This is a genomic window from Limnohabitans sp. (genome assembly GCF_023910625.1).
GTDB lineage: Bacteria > Pseudomonadota > Gammaproteobacteria > Burkholderiales > Burkholderiaceae_C > Limnohabitans_A.
The window spans coordinates 1,262,398-1,288,531 of record NZ_JAAVVW010000003.1 but is presented as its reverse complement, the minus strand read 5'-3'; the positions used below and the strand labels follow the sequence as shown (position 1 = coordinate 1,288,531).

The 26,134-nt window shown below is 57.7% G+C and carries 18 protein-coding genes and 2 pseudogenes; 6 read left to right on the top strand and 14 right to left on the bottom strand.

From position 1 onward, the window contains the following. Positions 1–7: 7 nt before the first annotated feature. The 3 genes from cobN to HEQ17_RS09300 all read right to left on the bottom strand — a co-directional run bounded on the left by cobN (position 8) and on the right by HEQ17_RS09300 (position 7,636). Complete coding sequence (gene cobN / locus HEQ17_RS09310) at positions 8–4,111, bottom strand: cobaltochelatase subunit CobN (RefSeq protein WP_296292487.1); 4,104 nt, start codon at positions 4,109–4,111, stop codon at positions 8–10. A gap of 11 nt (positions 4,112–4,122) precedes the next feature. Beyond that, a complete protein-coding gene (locus HEQ17_RS09305; RefSeq protein WP_296292486.1) occupies positions 4,123–6,258 on the bottom strand; it encodes a TonB-dependent receptor in 2,136 nt (711 codons plus the stop codon). Positions 6,259–6,394: 136 nt separating this feature from the next. Then, positions 6,395–7,636, bottom strand: coding sequence for a GTP-binding protein (locus tag HEQ17_RS09300; RefSeq protein ID WP_296292485.1), 1,242 nt, complete (start codon positions 7,634–7,636; stop codon positions 6,395–6,397). Between the two features lie 59 nt (positions 7,637–7,695). On the opposite strand from HEQ17_RS09300, the gene HEQ17_RS09295 reads away from it, so the two are divergent. Next, positions 7,696–8,154, top strand: coding sequence for a transcriptional repressor (locus HEQ17_RS09295; RefSeq protein WP_366938037.1), 459 nt, complete (start codon positions 7,696–7,698; stop codon positions 8,152–8,154). 104 nt (positions 8,155–8,258) lie between these two features. On the opposite strand, the gene HEQ17_RS09290 is transcribed toward HEQ17_RS09295, so the two are convergent. Next, positions 8,259–9,473 carry an IS256 family transposase gene (locus HEQ17_RS09290; protein WP_296292484.1) on the bottom strand — a complete coding sequence of 405 codons (1,215 nt, stop codon included), beginning with the start codon at positions 9,471–9,473 and terminating at the stop codon, positions 8,259–8,261. A 187-nt stretch (positions 9,474–9,660) separates the two neighbouring features. Then, complete coding sequence (locus HEQ17_RS09285; protein ID WP_296292483.1) at positions 9,661–10,263, bottom strand: TetR/AcrR family transcriptional regulator; 603 nt, start codon at positions 10,261–10,263, stop codon at positions 9,661–9,663. A gap of 98 nt (positions 10,264–10,361) precedes the next feature. Between HEQ17_RS09285 and HEQ17_RS09280 the strand changes: the two genes are divergently transcribed. Beyond that, positions 10,362–11,557, top strand: a protein-coding gene (locus tag HEQ17_RS09280; protein WP_296292482.1) for an IS3 family transposase whose coding sequence is annotated in 2 segments (ribosomal slippage) — positions 10,362–10,617 and positions 10,617–11,557 — 1,197 coding nt in all. Because the reading frame shifts where the segments join, the coding sequence is not laid out codon by codon here. A gap of 743 nt (positions 11,558–12,300) precedes the next feature. On the opposite strand, the gene HEQ17_RS09275 is transcribed toward HEQ17_RS09280, so the two are convergent. After that, positions 12,301–13,275 carry a sodium-dependent bicarbonate transport family permease gene (locus HEQ17_RS09275; RefSeq protein ID WP_296292481.1) on the bottom strand — a complete coding sequence of 325 codons (975 nt, stop codon included), beginning with the start codon at positions 13,273–13,275 and terminating at the stop codon, positions 12,301–12,303. Positions 13,276–13,401: 126 nt separating this feature from the next. Between HEQ17_RS09275 and HEQ17_RS09270 the strand changes: the two genes are divergently transcribed. Next, positions 13,402–14,289 (top strand): LysR family transcriptional regulator, encoded by an 888-nt coding sequence (locus HEQ17_RS09270; protein WP_296292480.1) that lies wholly within the window; start codon positions 13,402–13,404, stop codon positions 14,287–14,289. Positions 14,290–14,698: 409 nt separating this feature from the next. Here HEQ17_RS09270 and HEQ17_RS09265 read toward each other — a convergent pair. After that, positions 14,699–15,838: pseudogene (locus HEQ17_RS09265) on the bottom strand (IS630 family transposase). Between the two features lie 229 nt (positions 15,839–16,067). Here HEQ17_RS09265 and HEQ17_RS09260 point away from each other — a divergent pair. After that, positions 16,068–16,256, top strand: a complete 189-nt coding sequence (locus HEQ17_RS09260; protein WP_296292479.1) for a hypothetical protein — start codon at positions 16,068–16,070, stop codon at positions 16,254–16,256. 579 nt (positions 16,257–16,835) lie between these two features. Here HEQ17_RS09260 and HEQ17_RS09255 read toward each other — a convergent pair. From HEQ17_RS09255 to HEQ17_RS09235, 5 genes and pseudogenes are all read right to left on the bottom strand, one after another. Next, positions 16,836–17,441: a response regulator transcription factor gene (locus tag HEQ17_RS09255; protein WP_296292478.1), complete on the bottom strand. Its 606-nt coding sequence runs from the start codon at positions 17,439–17,441 to the stop codon at positions 16,836–16,838. An 87-nt stretch (positions 17,442–17,528) separates the two neighbouring features. Beyond that, positions 17,529–18,842: a tryptophan--tRNA ligase gene (locus HEQ17_RS09250; protein ID WP_296292477.1), complete on the bottom strand. Its 1,314-nt coding sequence runs from the start codon at positions 18,840–18,842 to the stop codon at positions 17,529–17,531. A 47-nt stretch (positions 18,843–18,889) separates the two neighbouring features. Further along, entirely contained in the window at positions 18,890–19,552 is a 663-nt protein-coding gene (locus tag HEQ17_RS09245) for a site-2 protease family protein (protein ID WP_296292476.1), read from the bottom strand. Between the two features lie 102 nt (positions 19,553–19,654). Then, positions 19,655–20,026, bottom strand: a pseudogene (locus tag HEQ17_RS09240) (M20/M25/M40 family metallo-hydrolase); the annotation flags it as partial. Between the two features lie 175 nt (positions 20,027–20,201). Then, positions 20,202–21,179 (bottom strand): GMP reductase, encoded by a 978-nt coding sequence (locus HEQ17_RS09235; protein WP_296292475.1) that lies wholly within the window; start codon positions 21,177–21,179, stop codon positions 20,202–20,204. Between the two features lie 212 nt (positions 21,180–21,391). Between HEQ17_RS09235 and HEQ17_RS09230 the strand changes: the two genes are divergently transcribed. Both HEQ17_RS09230 and HEQ17_RS09225 read left to right on the top strand, forming a co-directional pair. Next, the gene (locus HEQ17_RS09230; RefSeq protein WP_296292474.1) at positions 21,392–23,818 is read left to right on the top strand and encodes a UvrD-helicase domain-containing protein; all 2,427 of its coding nucleotides are present in this window, start codon (positions 21,392–21,394) and stop codon (positions 23,816–23,818) included. Between the two features lie 26 nt (positions 23,819–23,844). After that, positions 23,845–24,321, top strand: coding sequence for a peptidylprolyl isomerase (locus tag HEQ17_RS09225; RefSeq protein WP_296292473.1), 477 nt, complete (start codon positions 23,845–23,847; stop codon positions 24,319–24,321). Positions 24,322–24,359: 38 nt separating this feature from the next. Here HEQ17_RS09225 and HEQ17_RS09220 read toward each other — a convergent pair whose 3' ends face one another. Further along, positions 24,360–25,154, bottom strand: a complete 795-nt coding sequence (locus HEQ17_RS09220) for a BPSS1780 family membrane protein (protein ID WP_296292472.1) — start codon at positions 25,152–25,154, stop codon at positions 24,360–24,362. A 4-nt stretch (positions 25,155–25,158) separates the two neighbouring features. Continuing rightward, positions 25,159–26,121 (bottom strand): homoserine kinase, encoded by a 963-nt coding sequence (locus HEQ17_RS09215; RefSeq protein ID WP_296292471.1) that lies wholly within the window; start codon positions 26,119–26,121, stop codon positions 25,159–25,161. Positions 26,122–26,134: the final 13 nt, after the last annotated feature.

Below are 26,134 nucleotides of genomic sequence, written 5' to 3'. Positions count from 1 at the left end.
CTCACAATTAAAGGGGTTGACCTGGTGTTCGTGTGCCGAACTCTTGTCGGGTGCGCCATGCCTGGAACCCGATTCCTCCCAGCACAACCAGCGCGATCAACCCGGCATAAGTCCAGATCAACTGCTCCATGCGCTGTTCTTTTTTCACTTCGCGCATTTCTTGGCCGCGCACCACGTCTGGCGTCGGGAGTGGGTTGGCTGATTGCATCTGGCTTACTTTGGTGGGCGGGGGAGTGGTTGCCCTAGATTGCTGTCGCTGATTCGCACCAAGGCCAAATCCTTGCGAGAGTTCCTTCACATACGCCTTAAAGGTTTCATTACTCGTATGCACATCGTGGGTGCGTGCGACTTGCTGGTACACCGCGACCAACTCCCGCTTGGTTTGTTCGTCGGCTTTCCAGAAGTCCTTGCGTATCGCTTCCAGCATGCGTTCGGTCATCTGTGCCAGTGCGGTCGGGTTGGACTTCTCAAACCACTCCCGCATTCCCAACTTGTAGCGGTCTTTCACGTAGGTCTCATGAAATTCCTGCCACTGGTCGTCACGCACAACATTCCTGTCCATGACTTGCCAGCCCCAGAAGTTGTTAACCGCGTTGAGCATCTGCAATGTGCCAGCGTAGCCCTCTTTCTGCATCTCTTTCATCCAGTTGGGGTGCTGGTAGACGGAGCGCAGTTCGGTTGCCAGGAACTTCTCGGCAGTCTCCAGTTTGGCCTTGCTTGGGTCTCGCATGTTGGAGACATACAGCTGCGGACTCTTGCCATCCAGGTATTTCACTGCCATGGAAATGCCGCCTAGGTATTCAAACGGATGGTCCGTGTCCAGTAGACCGCGCAAATTGGATGATCGGGAGAACACGGCAGCGCTGGTGCCGCGCAAGTGTTCTGCATAGGTGTTGATCTCCCTGCCGCCAGCTTCAAAAAGCTTGCCGCTCCAATTGGCTGTGTCGGGTCCGTAGGCCCAGGACATGCGCGAAAGGTACAGCTTTTCCAGCCTACCATCCCCCTCATCCCAAGTGTCAGAAGCCAGTGTGGCATCGGTCAGCTTGGTGCCGTACTCCCCGCTTTCATTGCCAAAGATGCGGGTCAATGCAAACCGATTCGCCACATCGGGTGCGATGCCTTTTGCCATCAATGTGGCCTTGATGCGTTCCGTGTTGGTCTTGATGTGGTTCTGCTCTTTACCCTCGTTCAGTCCGGCCAACATGCCGATGGCTTCGTTGAAACGCTCCATGACATTGGGAAACTGATCGCGGTATAGACCCGTGAGGGAAATCACCACGTCAATGCGCGGACGCCCCAGTTGTGCAAGCGGGATGGTTTCCATGCCAACGACCCGTCCTCCCTCATCCCACCGGGGCTTGACGCCCATGGCATACAGAATCTGCGCCTCCAGCATGCCCAGGTGGCGCATGGTTTCTGTGCTCCACATCGTGAAGGCCAGTTTTTCGGGAAATTTGCCGTGAGAAAGTTGATAGGCAGCAATCAACTGCTCTACCGATTGTTTGCCAGCCTCAAAGGCGGAACGGGTGGGGATGCGGGAGGGGTCGAACCCGTACATGTTGCGACCTGTGTGCAGTGCATCCGGGTTGCGGATAGGGTCACCGCCGTACGAGGGGTCTATCCATCGTGCTGACAAGGCCTTGCTAATTCCTTCAATCTCCCAGTCGGCGCGCAGATCAACCAGGAATTTTCGCCCCCGCACCGCGAGAGCCTGCAGTTGTGGGTCATTCAGATCGTCCAGTGACCGGTTGGAAAAAACATAATCTTCCACAAACTGGTAGGGCCTGGTTTGCTGCAGGTTTTTGTAGTCACCCTTAAAGGCTGACTTTGCATTCTTTACACCTGTCTTCTCATACAAGGGCGATCCGAGCATCTGCATAACGTTGCTGATCTGGTGTCCACGTTCCGCGTCTTTGCCCAAGGTGTGCAAGCCTAGCGGTTGCATGGTTGCGCCCAGTTCCTCGAGATAGTCTTCGATGTCGCGCATGAACGTGTCGAAGTCCCGGTCCAGGTCAGCGACCTTCATACCGAGGTCTCTGTGGATATTCATCCTCACCGCCTGCTCAATGATCAGCTTCTTGTTGCTGTCCTTGACCAGTCCACTGTCCAGCGATTGGTATTCGCGGATCAGATCATTGATCCTGACAAAATCATCGGACAGGCCGGCAGGCGCAAAGGCCGGCGTCTGGTGACTAACGATGACACCACGGCCTCTGCGTTTGACGTGGAGTGCTTCCCCAATGTTGTCCACGATGTAGGGGTACACAACGGGTGTATTGCCAACCAGAAGATTGGGTTCGTCATAGGCCCACAGTCCACGCTCTTTTCCGCTTGTCCACTCCTGACTGCCGTGGGTCCCGAAGTGGATGATGGCGTTGGCCTTGTACTGTTCGCGTACCCACAGGTAGGTGGCAAGGTAAAAGTGGTTCAGCGGCACCTTCGTGTCGTGGTAGATCTTCGTTTCATCCCGCCCTGCTGCCGCACTTTCACTGCGCATCGGTTGTGGCATCACCAGAAGACTACCCAGCTTCATGCGTGGAATGACGAAGCCTGTGACCCCGTCCTTCCTTGCAATCCAGTAACTCTTCTCCGGTTCGCCCCAATACTTGTCCACACTTTGTCGCACCGCATCGGGCAGAGTGGCGAACCAGCGTCTGTAGACATCCAGTGGGAGGAAGTCCCAGTGCGCCGTTTTCATCAACGCGTGCAGTGTTCCGGGGCGGTAGCCGGGGCGCAGCATGGTGCCTACTGCGGCGATGACGTCGGCCTCCATGGTGCTGCTTAGCGCATAGCCTTCGGTTTTCAGGCGCTCCACCAAGTGTGTGATGGACCGTGGCACATTCAAATTGGAGGCGCCCTGGTTTTTTTCGCCTGGCGGGTGGTTCCAGAAAAACAAGGCTAGTTTTTTGTCTTTGTTGGCCATGGTCTGCAGGTGCGCCAGATTGATCGCCTTGCCCACCAACATCTGCATCTGTTCCGGCATCGGGACCAGCTCGCCGCCGTCGTTGGCTGTCAATACCACCGGATCCTGCAGCCCTATGTATTCGGCGTTGGTCAGTGTGAAAGGCAGATAGAAGCTGTTCACACCAGCGGTATTTTTCATGTACTCGGCCCTGGTGCCACTACGGTACGACAGTACATTGATGACCGGTATGCCCATGGCCTGATGCCATGCCTTGCGGGCCTCCGGATCAATGCCAAGAAAGGTGTTAACCAGCAAGACCTGCAGTATGGATTTACCATTTACCGCAATAAGCGGCTCGTTCAAGTCGGCTGCTTGCGGCGGATTGGCGGGATTGGGAAAGCCGTCAGCACCTGCACTGGGCGTTGTGCCCCCCGTTGGCCGGGTAGCAAGGCGCTCGCGGCCGACGCGCGATGCCCGATAGAACACCAGCGGTACGGCACCTGCCTGCTCCAGGGCCTGTGCGGTTTCATCGAGCATGCGGGTTTGGCCGTCGGAGATGTAGGACGAAGAGATCTCCATGCCAATCACCGGGGAATCCCGCCACTTCTTGCCCGTGCGGGCCTCCCACCAGGCCAGGTACTGGCGCAAATCAGGGAAGACCAGTTGGCTGTAGGCAGGGTGGTAAATGCCGCCGTTGGGCAAGGGTTCTGGCCCAGGCACCACGGAGAGGTCGTCGCCATGTATCACCGCACGCAGGTATTGAAACAGCCGCTCGCGGTTGGTGGGGGTGCCGCCAGCATAGTATTCATAGACGCGCTGGGCCTGGGCCATGCCCAGTTTGGTGGCCCTGGACCCGGCTGCAAAACGCAGGGCATTGTTCACACTTACCGCGGGCACGCGTAGTTCACGGAGCCGTTTCCCGGCAAAGCGCTCGATCAGGACTTCATCGCTCACGGTGTGCGCATCCAGCAGCACAAGGCGCGCACCGGACAACACGCGTTCAACCCCGGCTTCACCTTCGATGTCCACCTGTGTCCACGCCAGTTCAACCCCTTGCTTAGCAGCGATGTCCCGCATCAATTTGTACCGGTGCTCAAGCGCGAACTTCGTGGACAACAACGCTACCTTGTCCGCGCCCCAACTGGGTAGTGTGGCGATCGAAAGCAATATGAACCAGAGAAACCGGTGCCGAATAAATGTGTTCATGTCGGAATCCGTTACATCCTGAACACCAGCTCAGTGCTCCAGGTACGGCCGGGTAACCGAACGGACTGGTACACCTGACGGTCCATCAGATTGTTCACTGACAATTGGAGCTGTAGATTGCGGCTGAATTGGTAGCCGACGCGAGCATTGGCCCACGTATACTTGTCGAATGCCCCGGGCACGTTCTGTGCCGTATCTGAGTTGTCAGTGTTTCCAAACACTTTTCCTGTGTAGCGTACATCGAACGTGCTGCTCCAGGGGCCGCGATTCGCGCTAAGTCCAAAGTAGGCGAGCGTGTCCGGCACAGCTGTTAAACGCTTGCCAACACTGCCAAGGTCCGCATCGTTGCGAACGGTTGTCGCCTCAATCCAGCTGTAGTTGGCATCGAGCCGAATACCAGGCATCAGCTGTACCTTGCCCGTCAGTTCAATTCCTCGCACTTTGGCTTCCCCAATATTCACGTACTGCCGCGTTGTGGGCGTCAGTTGTTTGAGGGTGATCATGTCGGTCAAGCGCGATTCAAAATAGGTTGCGCCTGTCTTTACATGTGACGTGGCCTGCACTTCACCGCCGATCTCCCAACTCGTACCACGCTCGGGCTTGAGTGCCGGATCGTTCATAAACACTGTGGGTCCATGAAATGATCGTGAGTACAGATCTTGATTTCCTGGCGCCAGGAAAGACTGGCCAAGTGATGCCCGCAGCGTGAGGTTGTCCACGGGCTTGTAGACGCCCGATACCTTGGGGCTGAACGCCGACTCGTTTCGCTCGGAGTAAGCGGCATTGATGGCTGGTGCTGGTGTATTGCGGAAATAGCTGCCGCTGGTGCGCCAATCATCCCAGCGGCCGCCTAGGTACAGCGTGAGAGGGGCCGTGACCTGCCACTCGAACAGGCCAAACAGTGAGATCGTGCTGGATCGGCCATCGTAGCCTTCATTCAAGCTTGTGCGACTTGCGGTGTTGTTCCAGTTGGACAGGCCCCAATGCCGCTGCGCAACCTGCGCATTGCGGATGGAAAGACCCGTGACGAGGAACTGGCGTTCGCCAAGTGGTTGCCCGACTTGTAGCAGCGCATCGGTAACCTCGGAGGGGGTGAGCGTCAGGCGCCCCGGGCCAGTTGCAACGGCCGAGCCACTGGTGATCACCTGTGAGGTGGGTTCATCCGCGATTTGTGCGATGTTGATCTTGAGTTGCCTGTCGGAACCCCACATCCCGTCGTAGCCTGCGAAGTAGCGTTTGGTGGTCTGTGTGGATTGCGTGTTGACAAATGCGCTCTCCAGCAGGGTCACCCTTTGGCCATTGATTCCAAGAGTGCCGCTGGTCACGATATTCCCGCCGGCATTGCGTAACCAGCTCTCGTAGGGCAGGCGCGACTCGCTGAAGTCTGCCTGCGTGTAGCCGGCATAGAGTTGGCTTCTGGCATCTAGATCGTAAGTAAGCTTGACACTGGCGTTGTCCTGTTGCCAGGGTGAAGCACCTTTGTATCCCACCACATACGCTGGCAAACCGGCTGCGGTAGTCGTGGGAACGGCACCGGTTACTGCAGTCCCTGCCGCCCCAGTGACTGGGCTAACAACGACGGCGTCGCTGCGGTAGTCCTCGCGACGGATACGGCTGGCACTGGCCATGATTCCGAGTCCGTTATCCAAGTGCTTGCGGAAGAAGGCGCTGGTGTCGTCACCGGCAGCATCACCAAAACCGTGCTTCCAGCGCGCAACGAACTCGTCGCGATCCGGCTTTTTGGTGACCATGTTAATCACACCCCCCACCGCGCCACTGCCGTATAGGGAAGAGAACGATCCCGGGATGACTTCAATGCGTTCGAGTTCATCGACATTGATGGTCCGCCAATTGATGGCGCCTGAATTGGGGCCCAGTACCGATTGCCCGTCGAGCAGCACCAGCGTGCGCGCGCCGGGAATACCGCGCAAGCTTACGGTGCCTGTGCCGCCGGCACTGCGGTTGACTTGTCCATCCGCTTGTGAGCCGGTGTAGAGGCTGGGAACGGTTTTGAGCGCATCCGCAGGACGCGTGACATTGCGTTGATCGATGTCGCGGCGTTCAATCACCGTCACGGCCGCCGGTGCGTCGGAGACTTCAATCGGCTTTTTTGTGGCACCGACGACCACAGTGGACAGTGTTTCCACAGAGGCTTCTGTATCTTTTTCGATGGCATTCTGAGCCCAGGCAGCAGGCACAGTACATGCCATCGCAACCGCCCAGGCGGTTGGATTGAGGCGAGTAGGTCTAATCATGGTCTGTAAATTCGGCTGTGTGTGGGCATCAGGTGCCTTGGGTTTCTTCGGTGCGCTCCCAGCTCGGGAACGGATCTTTGAAATCGGCCCAGCCCTTCATGCCTTTGCGGGTTTCGGTGAAGTTCAGGTGCATGGCCTTCCAGGCCTGCTCGATGGCGGCGCGGTCCATATGGGTGCCGATGAAGACGACCTCATTGATGCGGTCGCCGTAGGGTTCTTTCCAGTTCTTCTCGATGCCGGCGCGCGCGGATGTGCCCTTGGCGGGCCAGCGTTCGCGCGGTGCAGCGGCCCACCATTGGCCCATCGGTTCGTGGGTGGCCACATTGCCTGCGCGCGAATAGCTCAGCACCCAGCTCGGGCGACTGGCCAGCCAGATGTAGCCCTTGGCGCGCAGCAGCCCGGGAAGCGGCATTTCCATGAAGTCGGCAAAGCGCTGGGGATGCAAGGGGTCGTGGCTGCGCAGCACGAAGCTGTGGATACCGTATTCCTCGGTTTCCGGGGTATGGCGGCCCTCCAGCTCATGCGCCCAGCCCGGCATGGCACTGGCGCGCTCCAGGTCGAACTTGCCGGTGCCCAAAATGGAAGTTAGCGGCACTGCGCCATGGTCGGCATACACAATCTCAGCCACCGGGTTCAGGGCCTTGATGACACCGGCAACCTCGGCGCGCCGCTTCACGTCCACCAAATCAATCTTGTTGACCACCACGACATCGGCAAACTCGATCTGCTCCATCAGTAGGGTGGCCAGGCTGCGGTTGTCGTCCTCACCCGCGGTTTCACCGCGCTGGGCCAGCAGGTCTTTGCTACTGTAGTCGCGCAGCAGGTTGAGCGCGTCAACCACGGTCACCATGGTGTCGATGCGGGCCACATCGTTGAGCGAGTCGCCGTCTTCATTGGTGAAGTCAAAGGTGGCGGCCACCGGCATGGGCTCACCGATGCCGGTGGACTCGATCAGCAAGTAGTCAAAGCGCCCTTCGGCGGCAAGCTTGCGCACCTCCAGCAGCAGGTCTTCGCGCAGGGTGCAGCAGATGCAGCCATTGCTCATCTCCACCAGTTTTTCTTCGGTGCGCGAAATGCCCGCGCCCGCGGCCTCGGCGTGTTTGTCGACCAGCGAGGCGTCGATGTTCACCTCGCTCATGTCGTTGACGATGACTGCCACCCGCAGACCTTCGCGGTTGGCCAGCACGTGGTTGAGCAGAGTAGTCTTGCCAGCGCCAAGGAATCCGGAAAGAACGGTCACAGGCAAGTGAGACGGTTTTATGTTGGTCATCAAGATGTAGCTTTGGTCGAAGTCAATGTTGCTATTGCAATTGTATTCTCAATAAGATGATGACACAATACCCCTACAGATTTGAAAAAATCTACCGATCAACAAAGAAAATTGGTACCTGCATGGAAAGAAAAACTCGGCAATTTCATGCGATCTTTGAGGTGATCGCTCATGAAGGACGCCCGTTGCTTGCTCAAGAAATTTTGGAGATTGCTGCCAGAGCCGTGCCACAACTGTCGCTGGCCACGGTGTACCGACAAATCAAGTCTTTACTGGAAGACAGTTCAATTCGACAAGTGCAACTGCCAGGGCAAAACCCGCGCTACGAGATAGGCAGCCATGAACATGATCCTGGACATCACCACTACTTTCAGTGTCGTCGCTGCGAAAAGGTATTTGATGTGCCAACTTGTCCTGGAAATCTTGACCAATTGGCTCCATCAGGATTCATGGTGGAGGATCACGAGATCATTTTGTACGGGCGCTGTGGTGCCTGCGTGGGTCAGACAACAGAGTGAATTGAAATCGCTATTTCACAAGCTCGAACTAAGCGGCCATGCCAGACGATGATCCTGTCACGAACGCCGAGGGTGTACAGAGTTTTGTGTAAACGGGGCTGCGATCAGTCCTTGGGCATCCTGCCTTCGAACTGAATGGTAAACCGGGTCAATGCGGCTTTCCAATCTCTGAGCGGCATCGTCCACTTCTTGCTGATGTTGTTCAGCGCCAGGTAGAACAATTTCAGCAATGCCTCATCGCTGGGGAACGAGCCCCGGCTCTTGGTCACCTTGCGCAGACTCATGTTCACCGACTCGATGGCGTTGGTCGTGTAAATGATCCGCCGAATCTCCGGCGGATATTCAAAGAACGGCACGATCCGCTCCCAGTTGCTGCGCCACGATTTCACAATGGTCGGGTAGTCAGCGCCCCATTTTTCTTCGAATTCCTGCAGCCGCAGCACGGCCTCATCCGCAGTTGCCGCGCTGTAAATGGTCTTCAGGTCTGCGGCCACCACTTTGCGCATCTTCCAGCTCACATAGTTCAGGCTGTGGCGCACCATGTGCACCAGACACAGCTGCACCGCCGTTTGCGGGTACACCGCCTCTATCGCCTCGGGAAAGCCCTTCAAACCATCCACGCAGGCAATAAAGATGTCGGCCACGCCCCGGTTCTTGAGCTCCGTGACCACCTGCAGCCAGAACTTGGCCCCTTCGGTCTGGGCAATCCACAGCCCCAGGATTTCCTTCTCGCCCGCCATGTTGATGCCCAAGGCCAGATATACGGCCTTGTTGCGCACCACGCCTGAGTCACGGGTTTTGACGTGGATGCAGTCCAGGTAAACGATCGGGTACAGCGCATCCAGTGGACGCGCCTGCCAAGCCTTGACCTCGTCCATGACGGCATCCGTAACCGATGAGATCAGCGTGGGCGACACCTCGGTGCCATACATTTCCTGGAGATGCCCCTGAATCTCACGTACCGTCATGCCTCGGGCATACAGGGACAAAATCTTGTCATCAAAACCCGTCCAGCGCGTCTGGTGCTTGGGCACGATCTGCGGCTCAAAGCTGGCGTGGCGATCACGGGGGATATCAATGGGCAGCTCGCCAAAGTCGCCTTTGAGGGTCTTTTTGCTTTTGCCGTTGCGGGCATTGCCAGCGGCGTTGGCCACGCTGGCATTCTTGGTGTGACCCAAGTGCTCGGTCATCTCGGCTTCCAAAGCGCGCTCCACAAGGCGCTTGGTCAGCTGCTTGAGCAGGCCGTTCTCGCCGATGAGGTCTTCAGGTTTTTTATAGCCAGCGAGCAGCTGGTCGATCAATTCGTTGCTGACGGTCATGGTTCATCTTTCTGGATGTTCGGCAGTTTCCTGCCATTTGACCGTTTACACAAAATTTAGGACACCCTCTCTTCTGCCCCGCCAGAATTTAGCCCTGTATTGTGTGGGGCTAAATTCAGGATCTCAAGGTCCGCGAGGGTGGTTGGCCTAGATGCGATCACTCCCGGGGCGGACATGACTCTGGGGATCAGCGCTGATTTTTCTTCGATTTGCCCAGCGCCTCAAGTCCCCCGATCATCATGGTCACGTAGATTTCGACTGCGGATTCGATGTCGTGATTGGTGCGAGACAGGTGCCGAGCTGTCGCTTCTGTGAGCACCATTTGCATGTCGACTGCGGTCAAGGCAGTGTCATCCGACAACCCGTATTCCTTGGCAACGCGGCGCGCCAAATAGCTTTTTGCCTGCTCCTGATCTTCCAGATATTGGATGGCAATGGAGCGGGCAACTGAAGACTCAGACAAGAGTCGCTGCAGCAAGGCGCCACGTTCCTTGACATGCTCAACGTAGGTGCGTGTGGTGCGCAGCAAAAGATCGGGGACATCCTTGGCCTGCCTGGCTTGTTCAAGTTGGCGCTTGTTCAAGACCTCGATCTCGCGCTCGAGCAGCGATTTGAGCAGGTCGTTTTGATTGGGGAAATAGTTGTAGACCAACGCCTTGCTTACGCCAGCCTCCCGGCCCAAGCGCTCCATGGAGACCTCGTTGAACCCTTCTTCAAGAATAAGCTTGGCCGCAAACTCCAGAATCTGTCCGGCACGCTCCTGCGGCGCAAGACGTCGACGAAGTTTCACGGGCTTAGTCGGTTGAGTGGTCACTACCTTGGACTGACCTTGCCCCCGAAAAACGTACTGCTTAGCGGATGGTTAAAAATCAGTTCAAGGAGAACGAAATGAGTGAAACGAGAAAACGGGCCAAGTACACGCTGGAATTCAAGATGGAGGCGGTCAGGCTGGTCAAAGGCGGACAGGCGGTATCGGTCACGGCCAAAGTGTTGGGCATCCCCAAAGCAAGCTTGGACAACTGGGTCAAGCTCAGTGCCAAGGGCCAACTTAAAGGCGCGGGGGATAAGCCTGTCAGTGCGGAGCAAATGGAGCTGGCCCGCCTTAGAGCGCAATTGGCCCGCGTGACCATGGAGCGCGACATCCTAAAAAAAGCCACGGCGTACTTCGCTCGGGAATCACTGTGAAGTACGCCTGGATAGCCAGCAACAAAGCCCATTGGCCCATCTCCTTGGCCTGCGAAGTGCTTGGCGTGAGCGCCAGCGGCTACTTTGAACATGGCCGACGCAAGAAGTTCCCCAAACCCAGTAAGCCCGGTGCTCACAAACGCATGAGCGACGAAGCACTATTGGCGCACATGCGCGCCATCCATGCAGAAGTCAAAGGGGAATACGGCTGGCCCAAGATGTGGAAGGAATTGGTGGCGCGTGGGCATCGGGTCGGCAAAGAGCGGGTACGCCGCTTGATGCAGTTGCACGGCATCCGTGCCAGGTGCAAACGCAAGTTTGTCGTTACCACGGATAGCAAACACCATCTGCCCATTGCGCCTGACCTGGTCAAACGCAACTTCACCCCGACAGCGCCCAACCAGGTCTGGACGGGCGACATCACCTACATCGCCACGGACGAGGGTTGGTTGTACCTGGCAGCTATCATTGACCTGTTCAGCCGCCAGGTGGTGGGATGGAGCATGCAGCCGCACATGCAAAGCAGCCTGGTGACAGACGCGTTAAAGATGGCATGGTTCCGGCGTCAGCCAGCGCCAGGCCTGATCTTCCATTCGGACCGAGGCAGCCAATACTGCGGGCATGAGTTCCAGGGCACGCTGGCGGGTTACAAGATGAGAAGCTCCATGAGTCGCAAGGGAAACTGCTGGGACAACGCACCCACGGAGAGTCTGTGGGGCCGACTCAAAGTGGGCAGGCTATACGGGCAGAGGTTTGCAACCCGCAGACAGGCGATGGATGAGGTGATTGACTGGCTGACGTTCTACAACCACCGGCGGTTGCACTCCACGTTGGGCTACGTCAGTCCGATGCAGTTTGAGAAACGCTGGGACGCGGCACAGCGATTGAAGGCCGCATAATAAAGCGGCTAAGAGGTACGTCAAACAGGGGCAGGTTCAGTCTTTGTTTTTGTAACCATCAGATTTTTGCTATCTGGGAAGATTCCAATGTGTCAGTATGGAATGCCGTCACAGCCAGCAGCGTGGATCTTTCAGCATGACGAGATCTGTTTTGAACGGCAGCAACCAGACGAACGCTGGTGCGACGTTCGGCCTTCCATTAGAGGATGAAGACATTTTCTGAGTTTGCGCATGTTGATTCTTACCGGGGGCTAGATGGTACTGCAAAAAAAGTGCTAATTCGATAAAAATGATCTAAGCACATGTGTCATGCCGTGCCGGTGTTCTGGTTCGGTGTATCGGTCACGGGGCCTGGAATCACCGATCACGTTGATCCGGATCGCCTCGGGCGACCTCGATAGTCCTAATGTCAGGAGCCTGGCTGCAAGAGGGTTGCGAGAGCTGTGTAGGTGCTCGGCAGCGCTTGTGCAGCAAAGGCTTCAGCCTTGGACCCCGGATAAGAGTTGATAACCAGCCAGGAATTTTTGATTTAATTCATAAAAATTCATTATCTAACTCCATCACACATCACGGCTTAAGAGGGTGCAGCTAAATTTTGGGACTGGTTTATGCCGTAAGTCCCAAGCCCTTTCGGTATTGGGTGTGACTGAGGGTAAACCGTTTCCACATTTTCAGATGGTCTTGAGCGGTCTGAATCACCCTAGGGTGATTCAGACTCATTGCTTGCATGTCCAGAAAATTCCTCAAACTGCAAGCCACCTAGCATATTCGTAATAAAGGGGCAAGCCTAACAGCAAGTTGAAAGGAAGCGTAACGCCCAGTGACGAGGTCAGGTAGATGCCGGGGTTGGCCTCAGGCAGCGATGCTCTGCAGGCAGCGGGCGCGTCAATGAAGGAGGCGCTGGCGCAGATGGCTCCGAAGACAAAGGCCCCACCAACGGTCAAGCCGGCGACATGCCCCAGGGTCACCCCCACCAAGCCGTGTAACAGGGGCATCAGTACCCCGAAGCCGGCCATGAACACACCTACTTGGCGGAAGGCCTTGATTTGGCGCGCAGCTGTGATGCCCATTTCGAGCAGGAACAACATCAGCATGCCCCGGAACAGACCCTCGTAGAAAGGCGAGATTTGCTGCCATTGCTTGTCAGTTGCGATGTAGCCGATGAGCATGCCGCCGACCAGCAGAAGGATACCGCGACCGCGGATGACGCTAAGGAATAGTTCTGAAGCCTGCACCCCGCCGCTCTTGGTGCGTCCCATGGCCACTCGCGCGATGACGAGGGAGTAGATGACGCCGAACTCCATCAGGGCGACCATGGCGGCCATATAGCCCTCTGCTGGAGTTCCCATGGCTGTAGCGAAGCTCATCGAAGCAAAAAAAGTTGCGGTGGAGACCGAGCCGTAATGGGCGGCAATGGCAGCGGAGTTGCTAATGTCCATGCGGCCCAGGCGACGCGTCACGATGTAGGCCAGCGTAGGAATGGCAAAGGTCATGAGCACCGTGATGCCCAGCAGTGGCCATAGGCTATCCATCTCAGCCTTGGCCAGTTCACGGCCGCCAGTCATGCCCAGTGAGAAAAGCAAGTAGATCGCCAGCAGCTTGACAACGGCTTCGGGAAGCTCAAGCTCGCTTTTGACGGCTCCAGCGAGGGTACCCAGCAGAAAGGCCAGCACGATAGGTTGAAGCAAATTGGTGAGAAGTAGGTCAAGACCTGGCATATCGAATCCTTGATGGATGGCCCTTAAGAAGACCGGATTTGTGAAGTAACTGGACTTTAAGAAAGGCTATTGTTTACGTCTAGTTCATATTTCCGCACAATATGTTTTATTTAATCAAACAATAAAATGGCAGATCTGAACTTTCACCACCTGCGCTACTTCTGGGCTGTAGCGCACTACCGGCAGCTCACCAAAGCCGCTGAAGCACTTCACATCTCTCCCTCTGCGCTGTCGATACAACTGCGACAGTTGGAGGATCGACTTGGCCATGCGCTCTTTGAGAGAAAAAACCGACGATTGGAATTGACCGAGGCTGGACGTATTGCGCTGGAGCATGCCGACGCTATCTTCAAGACCGGTCAAGAGCTTCTGAACACGCTTAAAGGAGTGCCTACACAATCCCGTCCAGTCTTGCGTGTCGGCGCGGTAGCGACCTTATCGCGCAACTACCAGATAGGCTGGTTGCTCCCTCTGCTTAAGGAAGAAAGCCTTGGCATCAGGCTTGTTTCAGGGCAGATGCGTGAATTGCTCTCGCAACTGGCCAACCATTCTTTGGATGTGGTGTTGGCCAATGAGGCTGCTCCCCGCGACACTGCCGCCGGCTGGATCAGTCGCCGGATCGCGCACCAGTCGATGAGCCTGGTCTCTCGTCCAACAGACGCTGGGCGGCGCAAGGTAAGGGTGTTGAGGTTTCCCGATGACCTTCAGGATCAGCCGCTGATACTGCCCAGTCAGGATAGTGCAGTCCGACTCGCTTTTGATCTGATTTTGGAGGAAGCTGGGGTTCGCCCCCAGATTCTGGCCGAAGTCGATGACATGGCCATGTTGCGATTGCTGGCTAGGGAGACTGGTGCTCTGGCTTTGGTGCCGCCTGTGGTTGTCACGGATGAACTCAAAAGCGGCCTACTGATTGAGCGTTGTACGCTGGGTCAACTCCAGGAGAATTTCTATGCCATCACGATGCGCAGGCGTTTTGCTCACCCTGCGCTGCGTTCTATGCTTGGATTCGCATGACTTGTTTCCCGATCTCAAACTCCAAATTTCGGCAGATTGGGGAACCCATCAGCAGCAGCTACTGGTGAACCGATTCGATTCATTTGCAGATCAAATGGGTTATTGACCTGTGCGACTCTCAAGCTGCGTGCCGACAACTTTCAAAGCCATTGAGCGGGCATGCTGAGTTCGGTTCCAGGGCGGCGAATCATGACGATTTCGCGGCTAAATACTGGGCCAGTTAATTAACGCATGACCAGGTCTGGGGCTCGGGCATCCAGTGCCATACGTGGCAGAACGCCAACCACTTGTGCGTTGCGCAGAAACCCGATCATCTTCGACAAGAGCACTACTTCATCGAACCACGCAGGCTTCAATGATCTGAAAGATCCCGTACCTAGTACATAGTTCCATTAAAAACCAATACATATTAGGCGACACCGAGGTCGAACTTGTTCCAACGAAACACCACTGGCGATGCATTGATCTCTGCTATGCCTTTGAGGATGCGCTGTTTCAGATCGTCTTTGGATGTGACCCGGATGTGCCGCAGGAATGTGCGCGCCATCTTGGAGAAGGCGCACTCGATCAAGTTGAGCCAAGAGCCATGCTTGGGCGTATGAACATACTCGAAGCGCCCGGGGCGCGTGCTGAGATAGGCCATAGTCTCCTTGGAGATGTGGGCCGAGTGGTTGTCCAGCACCACGCGGATGATGGCATCCTGCGGGTAGTGGGCATCAATCTGCTTGAGCAAAGCGATGAACCCAATGCTGCGGTGACGGTCCTCGACGTTGGCAAAGATGTGCCCAGAATGCAGGTCGATGCCGGCCATGATCGACACGGTGCCGTGGCGAACGTACTCATAGTCACGCCCGACACCGGGCGCCTTGCCCGGAACTGGCGGCAAATCGGGCGCGGCCAGTCCGATGGCTTGAACACCGGGCTTTTCATCGACGCTGACGGTGTAGATGGGGTTGGGCCGCGCATCGTGAACAGCGCCTTCGCTGTAGAGCGAAACGTCCCGATAGACCATCAGGACTTCTTGCATCTTTCGGTCGAAGTCGGGGTCGCGTTTTTACAGGTAGTAACGAATCTTGTGCGGCTTGATGTCGTTGTCGTCCAAGATGCGCCAGACGGTGCTTTTGCCCGGATTGGCCAGGCGGGGAAAGCCGGCAGCCTGCGCGCGCTCACCAACAAACCGTGCCAGCGCGGAGATCGACCACAACTCGGCCGCTAACCCATGATCCTTGGGTTTGGTGCATGCGATGCTGACCACCCAAGCCTTGGCTTCGTCGCTGATTTCGGGTTCATGTGGCCGATGGTATTTGTCCTTGAGCCCCATTTGGACACCTGCGGCCAGCGCCTTGTCCACGCATCGGTAGATCATCGGTCGACTAAACCCAAGTCGGCGCTGCAGCTCCGTGATAGAGACGCCATCAGCGTAGCCCAGCATCACCTTGGCGCGTTCCACCTCGCGAGTGGCCGCCACCCGCGATGCAGCAAGTTCTTGGAGCGTGGCCCGCTGTTCTTGCGTCAGCACCAACGACGGCCGTTCAGATTTTCTCGCCATGATCACCGCCTTCATGAGTTGAAGAAGAAGCATAGCGATTACATCTATTTAGTAACTGTATTGATGGAACGAACTACTAGACCTTCGTCAGTGGGTGAGATAATTAGACGCAGTCAGGCAGAGCAAGCTCGTATGGCAACCATCGCGGTTTTCTGACTTGTATCCGTGCAGTTTGCCCTGAAGAGCAGTGCACATACACACACATCGTTGAATGCGAGATGAAAGAATGATGAAAACCAGAGCCTGGATGGTTGCCTTCGGGGTCTTGCCTTTGTTACAAGGATGCACAGTACTGGCCATCGCCGATGTCGCTGCATCGACCGTGATTTATGGCGTCAAGACGGCCGTCAATGTGGTCGATGCTGTCACGCCGGACATCATCAACCGGGATAAAGACAAAAGCAAAAAGAAGGATTGATGTTGGGCTAAGGCCTTGCGGTGCTTGGCCAGATCGTTCCATGCATCTTGGCGGGCGAACTGACCACCGCGCTGCTCCAACCGGTCGATGAACCTAAATCCGGATGCCCTCAAAGGACTCGCCTTGAAGCCAAGAAACCTGCATGGTGCCATGGTAAAAGATCCCCGTGACATCACCTTGCCAACTTTCTTCAAATTGTTCGCAATGCTTGCCGATGCGCGTGTGGCGTTGAGTGGCCGAAGTTGTCGGTTTTTGCAGCGTGTGAGTGACCACAGCTCAGCAAAAGAACATGCGGAAGTCAGGTAACCAAAAAGTTTGGCGTGGGCCAAGTCACCAGTTTGCATGGCTTGCAAAAGATCACGCCCCCAGTCAGAAGCCGCCGGATGCGCTGCACGGCCTTCTTTGAAAACCTTGCCGTCTCGACGGTAGGTGTCGACTTCGTTGACGAACGCCGTGGTCCCAGCCTCGGCGGGTATCGATCACAGACCGCACTGCCTGAGCCAGACGATTGACCATGCAGTGCGGGGTCTCTGCAACATAACCCGGCAGCTGAGTGATCGAAACGACCGACGTGGAACGTCAGATGCCCAGCCAACCGTTGGTGCGGGCAAAGTGCAAGGCCTGCGTGCGGCTGTTGACACCTAGGCGGCGAAACAGCCGCCAGAAGTGCACCTTGACGGTGTGTTCGCTGATGTCGAGTTTTTCGGCGATGTCGCGGTTGGACAGGCCCTGGTCCAGCATCAGAAGCAGTTGTTTTTGACGCTTGGAAAGTTTGGTAGGACCTGTGGGAGCGGCTGCGTCCTCTGCCGCTGCATCCTCTTTGGTGAGCAGCAAACTGCGCAGGGCAGCGATGATTTGTGCAGGGCTGTTCGATTTTTCGATGAACGCATCTGCACCAGCATCCAAACAGCGCCTTTCAAATTCAGTGGCGCTGGAGCTGGTGAACACAGCCAAAGGTACATCGGGAAATTTCTCATTGAGTGTCTGAACCCCCGACATGCCCGTGGTGTCGGGAAGCTGCAAGTCCAAACTGAAAAGCTCAGCGGGGCCGTTCTTTTCAACGGTTGATTCGACCAGGCTCAATGTGCGGATGGGAATGATCTTCAAGCCAGGTTTGACCCGGTGGATCAGCATGGTCAGCGCATCGCGCATCAAGGGGTGATCGTCAATGACATAGACAGTCATGGTGGACTCTCATGTGGTGGAAAACTTCAGTGTATCATCATTCCAATACTTTTGCTATATATTATGATAAAAATATCAAAAACATTTCTATGATGGTTTTGAAATTGACTGCAATATGTCTAAATTTGACATCATCTGTGCATGCGCAGGTGCCGATAAGGTTTCTAAGGCATCGGCCAAACTGGCCAGAGCCCGCGGGCCTTCTGTTTGCAAAAGAGCAATCGCCTGAGCTGCTTCTTGGGGGGTGGCGAATCCCAGACTTTGCAGCAGTGTCTGACCTTTGGGGTCAACCATCTTGAAGTAAAAACGGCCGTCTTTTTCGCGGTATTGCTTGAAACCAGGCAAAGTCAACCGGTTCGGCTCAGGCTGTTTCGCAGGTGTCACAGCGCTCAGGTTACGCAAGCCCACGGCATGGCGCAATTCACGCATGAAAGGCGTGGCCAGTTGGCGGGCCTTATCGGCACCGGCCAGCAGGATCTTGTCCATCTGTGCGGGGTTGTTGATCAGGTTTTGGTAGTGCTCGCGCATGGGCGCGATTTCGTGGTCGATGCGCTCGAACAGCATTTGCTTGGCATCGCCCCAGCCGATGCCCTCGGTATAGGCGCGGGCCATGGCCGCGGTTTCTTCGGCATTGGCAAAGGCCTGGTAGATCTGGAACAGGGCAGAGCCATCGGTGGCCTTGGACTGCCCCGGCGCTTTGGAATCGGTCACGATGCCTGCGATTTGCTTGCGCATTTGCGCAGCGGGTGCAAACAGCGGGATGGTGTTGTCGTAGCTCTTGCTCATTTTGCGGCCGTCCAGCCCCGGCAGCAGGGCCACCGATTCTTCGATCACGGCTTCGGGCAGCACGAAATGCTCGCCATACAAGTGGTTGAAGCTGGACGCCATGTCGCGCGCCATCTCGATGTGCTGAATCTGGTCGCGTCCCACAGGCACTTTGTGTGCCTTGAACATCAAAATATCTGCGCCCATGAGCACCGGGTACATGAACAGGCCCGCCGTCACGTCGCTGTCCGGGTCGTGTCCTGCAGCGTTGTTTTTGTCCACCGCCGCTTTGTAGGCGTGGGCGCGGTTGAGCACGCCCTTGCCGGTCACACAGGTCAGGAGCCAAGTGAGTTCGGGGATTTCAGGAATGTCCGACTGGCGGTAGAAGGTGACTTTGTCCGGGTCCAGACCCGAGGCGATCCAGCTGGCGGCGATCTCGAGCGTGGAGCGCTGGATGCGGGCGGGCTCGTCGCATTTGATGAGCGCGTGGTAGTCGGCCAGGAAGTAAAAACCATCGGTGCTCAGGTCGCGGCTGGCTTGCACGGTGGGACGGATCGCCCCCACGTAGTTGCCCAGGTGGGGGGTGCCGGTGGTGGTGATGCCGGTGAGGACGCGGGTGCGGGATGGAGAAGTCATAGGGTCAAAAACAAAAAACCAAAAAAAGGAAATCAGTGCAACCGAAGTCAGCGCAACACAGCGGCCAGAGGGCTGAGGGTGAGTTTCAGAAAGTCAAAGGTCAGGCCCATCAGGGGCTGCATCCACCAGGCACTGATGAGGCCGGTGAGCACCAAACCCATCACGATGAAAAAGCCCCAGGGCTCCACACGGGACACCAGCACCGCCTGACGCCAGGGCAGCACGCCCACCAGGATGCGCCCGCCGTCCAGCGGGGGCAGTGGAAACAGGTTGAAGACGAACATGACCACATTGGTCAGCATGCCGGCTTTGCACATCTCGATGAAAAAGCGCTCGGTGACGCCGCTGCCACTCAGCACATAAAACAACACCCCCCACAGCAGGGCTTGAAACAGGTTGGCCCCGGGGCCTGCCAAAGCCACCCAGACCATGTCGCGTTTGGGGTGGCGAAGCCGGTCAAAGCGCACCGGCACGGGCTTGGCGTAACCGAACAAAAACGCGCCGCTGGTGCTGAAGTACAGCAGCAGCGGCAGCAAGATGGTGCCCACCAGATCGATGTGGGGAAAAGGGTTGAGGGTGACGCGCCCCAACACCGAGGCGGTGTTGTCGCCCAGGCGCAGCGCGGCGTAGCCGTGGGCGGCCTCGTGCAAGGTGATCGCGAAGATCACCGGCAGGGCGTAAATCAAAACGGTTTGGACGAGGTCAGACATATTCACCCCCCATTGTCTCAGACCCGTCTTGACGGCGGCACAGGCCATGTGCCTGGCTTGCCGCCAGCGCCCGGCCAGGCCCCAAGGCCCGGCCGGGGCGTTTTACACCTGCGCAGGCAAAAAGCGCTCCACCAGCAAGGACCAATAGGCCGAACCCACGGCCACGTTCTGGTCGTTGAAGTCGTAGCCGGGGTTGTGCACCATGCAAGCGCCGTGGCCATCGCCCGAGCCATCGCCATTGCCATTGCCATTGCCAATGAGCAAGTAACAGCCTGGCACCTCTTCGAGCATGAAGGCAAAGTCTTCACTGCCCGTCAGGGCGCGGCCTTGGCGCACGACTTTGTCAGCGCCCACCAATTCTTCGGCCACATCGCGGGCGAGCGAACGCACACTCAACTTGAGCGTGGCGGTCTGCGGGATCACGTTGTTGGCCACGCCTGCATTGAACGCGCCGACCGTGATGATGGCCATTTGCTGGTGGTCAGTGGTTTGATGCTGGCGCTGGGGGCCTTGCGCTGATGGGGGTCTTGCAGCTCGGCAGATTCAGCCCCAACAACAGGCGAGAGACCCAAGTGCATGTCGAGGCTCAAGCCACCGACCTACAAAAAAGGGCGCACATGGCTCCCCTCGGTGTGAACGCGGTGATGCCTTACATCAGCAGGTGTTCTCCCGCGTTGTCCCCGCCCAGGATCACATAGTTCACCTTGCGGATGTCCATCAGCTTGGCACCGCCTGAATAGCTGATGGAGCTTTGCACGTCTTGCTCCATTTCAATCAGGGTGTTGGCCAGCTTGCCCTTGATCGGCTCCAGAATGCGCTTGCCTTCAACGTGCTTGTATTCGCCCTTGTTGAAGTCGCTGGCCGAGCCGTAGTACTCCTTGCACATCTCGCCATCGACCTCTACCGTTTTGCCAGGCGACTCTTCGTGGCCCGCAAACAAGGAGCCGATCATCACCATGCTCGCGCCAAAGCGGATGCTTTTGGCGATGTCGCCGTGGCTGCGGATGCCGCCGTCGGCAATGATGGGCTTGGTGGCCACGCGGGCGCACCACTTGAGCGCCGACAACTGCCAGCCGCCGGTGCCAAAACCGGTCTTGAGTTTGGTGATACAGACCTTGCCGGGGCCCACGCCCACTTTGGTCGCGTCCGCGCCCCAGTTTTCCAGGTCGATCACGGCTTCGGGCGTGGCCACGTTGCCTGCGATCACAAAGCTGGTGGGCAGCTTGCCTTTGATGTAGCGAATCATGTCGCGCACGCTGTCGGCGTGGCCATGGGCGATGTCGATGGTGATGTACTCGGGCACCAGGTTTTCAGCTGCCAGCTGGTCCACCGTGGCACGGTCGGGGGCTTTGACGCCCAGCGAGATCGAGGCGTAAACGCCCTTGCCGTGCATGTCGCGCACAAACTGGACGTTGTCCAAGTCAAAGCGGTGCATGACGTAAAAGTAGTTGTTTTGCGCCATCCACAAGCAGATGGACTCGTCCACCACGGTCTTCATGTTGGCGGGCACCACCGGCAGGCGGAAGGTGCGGCTGCCCAATGTGACGCTGGCGTCGCACTCAGAACGGCTTTCCACGCGGCACTTGCGTGGCAGCAACAAGATGTTGTCGTAGTCAAAAATTTCCATGAGAAAACCAAGCTCCAAAAAAGGATTCGTTGAAAGAACGAGTGAGCGCTTGGCCTGGCCGGTTTTTTGGCTCCTGTGGTGAACCCATTGCAGGTTCAGGGCAAAAAAAAACCGGGCGCAAGAATCTTGGGCCCGGTGTCTGATTCTACCCGCATTGCCTGACGCCAAATTCTGGCCGCTTTGTCGGTGATGGGCTCCTACAATCTCACCCTATGCTGTCAGACCCCCCATCGAACACTTCCTCTGCGCTGCTGGCCCAATTGAACGTCGAGCAGCACCGTGCGGTGGCCCTGCCGCCCGAGCATGCGCTGATCCTGGCGGGGGCGGGGTCTGGCAAAACCCGGGTGCTGACCACGCGCATCGCCTGGCTCTTGCAAACCTCGCAGGTTTCGCCCGGCGGCATTTTGGCGGTGACTTTCACCAACAAGGCCGCCAAAGAGATGAAGCTGCGCTTGCAGTCCATGCTGCCGGTGAATGTGAACGCCATGTGGATCGGTACCTTCCACGGGCTGTGCAACCGGTTTTTGCGGGCGCATCACCAATTGGCAGGTTTGCCGCAGACTTTTCAAATTCTGGACACGCAAGACCAGCTGTCGGCCATCAAGCGGCTGTGCAAGCAGTTCAATGTGGACGAAGACCGCTTTCCGCCCAAGCAAGTGCAGTATTTCATCTCGGGCTGCAAGGAAGACGGCCAGCGCCCCGGTGACGTGCCGGTGCGCGACGACGAAACCCGCCGCAAGGTGGAGCTGTACCAACTCTACGAAGAACAATGCCTGCGCGAAGGCGTGGTGGATTTTGGCGAGCTGATGCTGCGCTCGTATGAGTTGCTGCGTGACAACGTGCATGTGCGTGAACATTACCGCCGCCGGTTCCGTCACATTTTGGTGGACGAGTTTCAGGACACCAACAAGCTGCAATACGCCTGGCTCAAGCAGCTGGCGGGTTTGCCGGGTGAGGGCGGACAAGCATCAAGCGGTGGCGCCATCTTGGCCGTGGGCGACGACGACCAGAGCATCTACGCCTTTCGGGGTGCCCGCGTGGGCAACATGGCCGACTTTGTGCGCGAGTTTCAGGTGCAGCACCAAATCAAGCTGGAGCAAAACTACCGCAGCTTCAGCAACATCCTCGACTCGGCCAACCACCTGATCAGCCACAACAAGACCCGTTTGGGCAAAACCCTTCGCACAGACCAAGGCGCGGGTGAGCCGGTGCGGGTGGTGGAGTCGCCGTCTGACTTTGCCGAGGCGCAATGGCTGGTGGAAGAGCTGCGCCAATTGGTCAAGCAAGACGGTTTTGAACGCAAAGAAGTGGCCCTGCTGTACCGCAGCAACGCGCAAAGCCGTGTGCTCGAAACCGCACTGTTCAACGCCGGGTTTCCGTACCGCGTGTACGGCGGCTTGCGCTTTTTTGAGCGCGCCGAGATCAAGCACGCGCTGGCTTATTTGCGCCTGATGGAGAACCCCAACGACGACACCAGCTTTTTGCGGGTGGTCAACTTTCCGCCACGCGGCATTGGGGCGCGCAGCATCGAACAATTGCAAGACGCGGCGCGTGCCGCTGGCTGCTCGCTGCACGATGCGGTGAGCGCCACCACCGGCAAGGCCGGTGCCAATCTGGCCGCCTTTGTGGCCATGGTCGATGTGCTGCGTGAGCAGACCGAGGGCATGACCTTGCGCGAGATCATCGATTGGGTGCTGGACAAAACCGGCTTGGTCAACCATTACCGCGCTGAAAAAGAAGGCGCGGACCGGGTGGAGAACTTGGAAGAACTGGTCAACGCGGCCGAGAGCTTTGTCACCCAAGAAGGCTTTGGCCGCAGCGCGGTGGCCATGCCGCCAGCTTTGTCGCAAAGCCCAGCAAGCCAGGGTTTGAGCGCTGCGCCAACATCAGACCTGGGCACGATCGACGAGTTCAGCGAAGACGGCGTGATCATGAGCCCCTTGGCGGCATTCCTGACCCACGCTTCGCTGGAGGCGGGCGACAACCAGGCGCAGGCCGGTGAAGACGCGGTGCAGCTCATGACGGTGCACGCCAGCAAGGGCTTGGAGTTTGACGCGGTGTTCATCACCGGGCTGGAGGAAGGCCTGTTTCCGCACGAAAACGCGATGAACGACTTTGACGGCCTGGAGGAAGAGCGCCGCCTGATGTATGTGGCCATCACCCGCGCCCGCCAGCGGCTGTACCTGAGCCATTCGCAAACCCGCATGCTGCACGGCCAGACCCGCTACAACCTGAAAAGCCGCTTTCTGGAAGAGCTGCCCGACGAGTGCCTGAAGTGGGTGACGCCCAAAAGTGCCGGGTTTTCGAACCTGGGCAGCGCGGGCGGTGGGAGCGGCCATGGCGCTGGGGCTTCGGGTGGCGGCTGGCCGCAAACCCCGGCCTTCAACCGCCACGTCCGTCCTGCCTGGGGTCAAAGCAGCCTGAGCACCGAGACCTACAAAAGCCCGCCCGTGCCGGTGCAAAAAGCCGAACCCGAGCACGGCATCAGCGCAGGCAAAAATGTGTTTCACGCCAAGTTTGGCGAGGGCAGAGTCTTGGCGGTTGAGGGCGTGGGCACCGATGCCCGCGCCCAGGTCAACTTCCCGCGCCATGGCATCAAATGGCTGGCGCTGAGCGTGGCCAAACTCACCGTGGTTTAACCCCTATTCCTGTTCTGAAAGTTCCGATGAAAATCACCCAAGACACCGTTGTCACCATGCACCACAAAGTGGTGAACGCCCAAGGACAGTTGCTCGACAAGACACAAGAGCCCACCGCTTATCTGCATGGGGGCTACGACAACACTTCCCCCAAAATTGAACAAGCGCTGGAAGGCCAAGAAGTGGGCTTCAGCACCACGCTCAAGCTGGCCCCGGCCGACGCCTTTGGTGAGCGCGACGAGAGCCTGGTTCAGACCATCCCCAAAAGCGAATTTCCACCGGGTGTGAAGGTGGGTGGGCAGCTGCGCGGGCGCTCTGCACAGGGGCAGGAGCAGGTCTTCAATGTGGTGAAGATCAAGGGTGACAAGGTGATTCTGGACGCCAACCACCCCTGGGCAGGTCAACACCTGACGCTGACGCTCAAGGTGCTGGAGGTGCGCGCCGCCAGCGCCGATGAGGTGACGCACCGCCATGCGCACGGTGCGCACGGCCACCACCACTGATCAGCCCCGGGCCCGTTGCCCCGGTTGTGCCGAGCGCCTCAGTTGATCGGCTCGGGTGCCGCTTCGTCCAGCACGTCGGTGGCAAAGCAGTCGCGCACCGAAAACAACATCGAGCTGAAGAACATGGCCGCCACCATCAGGGCCATGGGCATGAAGGTGGCCATCATCAGCTGGGGGTTGCCCAGCAGGCTGGTGATCAACAAGGCCAGCACGCCCGAGGCCAAGAAAATCACGGCCCAAACCGCCACGTAAACCAGGAATGCCTTGAGGTTGCGCCAGCAGGCCACAAAGCTGAAAAACAGGCTTTTGACAGCAGGCATGCCGTACCAGTGCACCAGCGCTGGCGCATGCCAGAACATCATCGACAACGGCACATAAAAAAGCATCGACACCCACAAGGCGGTCTGGAACGATTCGGCGGTGACCACTTCGGGTGTCATGGGTGCGCCGCCAAAGTAGACCTTGGCAAAAGTGCCCCCATCGACCACCGTCGACACGCCCATCACCAGCAAGAAAATGAGTGCGTACAGTCCGCCCAGCTGGAGCATGTTTTTGCGGTGCGGCCCCGCCTTGAATGCCACAAACAGCACGCTGGGCATGGGGAATTTGCCCTCAGAGGCCACTTGTGTGGCCGCCATCATGCCCAGTGTGAGCGCGGGCAGCACCACCAAGGCCAACGCGCCGCCGATGAACGGCACCACCGAGATCAGCGACACGGTGATCATGAAGATGAAAAACAGCCCCGACATGGCCAGCGGCTGACGCCAGAAGGTGCGCATGCCTTGACGGGCCCATTTCAGGCCAGCGCTGGCGGTAACAATTTGCAGGTTCATGGTGTCAAAAGAGCTCGGAAGTGCAGACAGGGTGATGGACGCGGCCCAGCAGCACGCGTTCGAAATGGGTCGGGTCGTGCGGCTTGAGCATGGCCGCTTCGCGGGGCAGATGGTAGTCCCACAGGCGCGAAATCCAAAAACGCAAAGCCCCCGCACGCAAAAGGGCTGGCAACAAGGTGCGCTCGGCCGCGCTCAAAGGGCGCGCGCGGTTGTAGGCCTGCACCAAGGCCCGGGCACGTTCGGCGTCGTGTTGCCCGCTGGGCAAGTCGGTGCACCAGTCGTTCAGACACACAGCCAAGTCAAACAGCCAGGTGTCCTCGCCTGAAAAGTAAAAGTCAAAAACCCCCGTCAGCTGCTCGCCTTCGAACATGACGTTGTCGCGAAACAGGTCGGCATGCACCGGGCCCCGGGGCAGGGCGGCATAAGCTGCGCCCTGAGCGATGTGGTTTTGATAAGCCAGCTCGCTGCGCAACAGGCCCGCCTGGATTTTTTCCACAAAGGGCAGTACCACCGGCACGGTTTCGTTCCACCATGGCAAACCGCGCAGATTGGGCTGGCTGCGGTGGTAGTCGGCCCCCGCCAGGTGCATGCGCGCCAGCATGTCGCCTACAGCCGCGCAATGCACGGCCTGGGGTTGCAGCTGGCTCTTGCCCGCGAGCTTGTTGACCACCGCGGCGGGTTTGCCGTTCACGGTGTGCAGCACATCGCCGTCGCGGTTGGCCGCCGGGTCAGGCACCGGGATGCCGCGCCCAGCCAAGTGTTTCATCAGAAACAGGTAAAAGGGCAGCTGCTCGTGTGTCAGGCGCTCAAACAGGGTGAGCACGTACTCACCCTGATCGGTGGTCGCAAAGTAGTTGGTGTTTTCAATGCCGCCCTCGATGCCGCGCAAAGCAGTGAGCTGGCCCAGATTCAGGGCTTGCATCAGGTCGTTGGCCTGGGTTTCAGAGACTTCGGTGTAGACCGCCATGGTTGCAATTGGG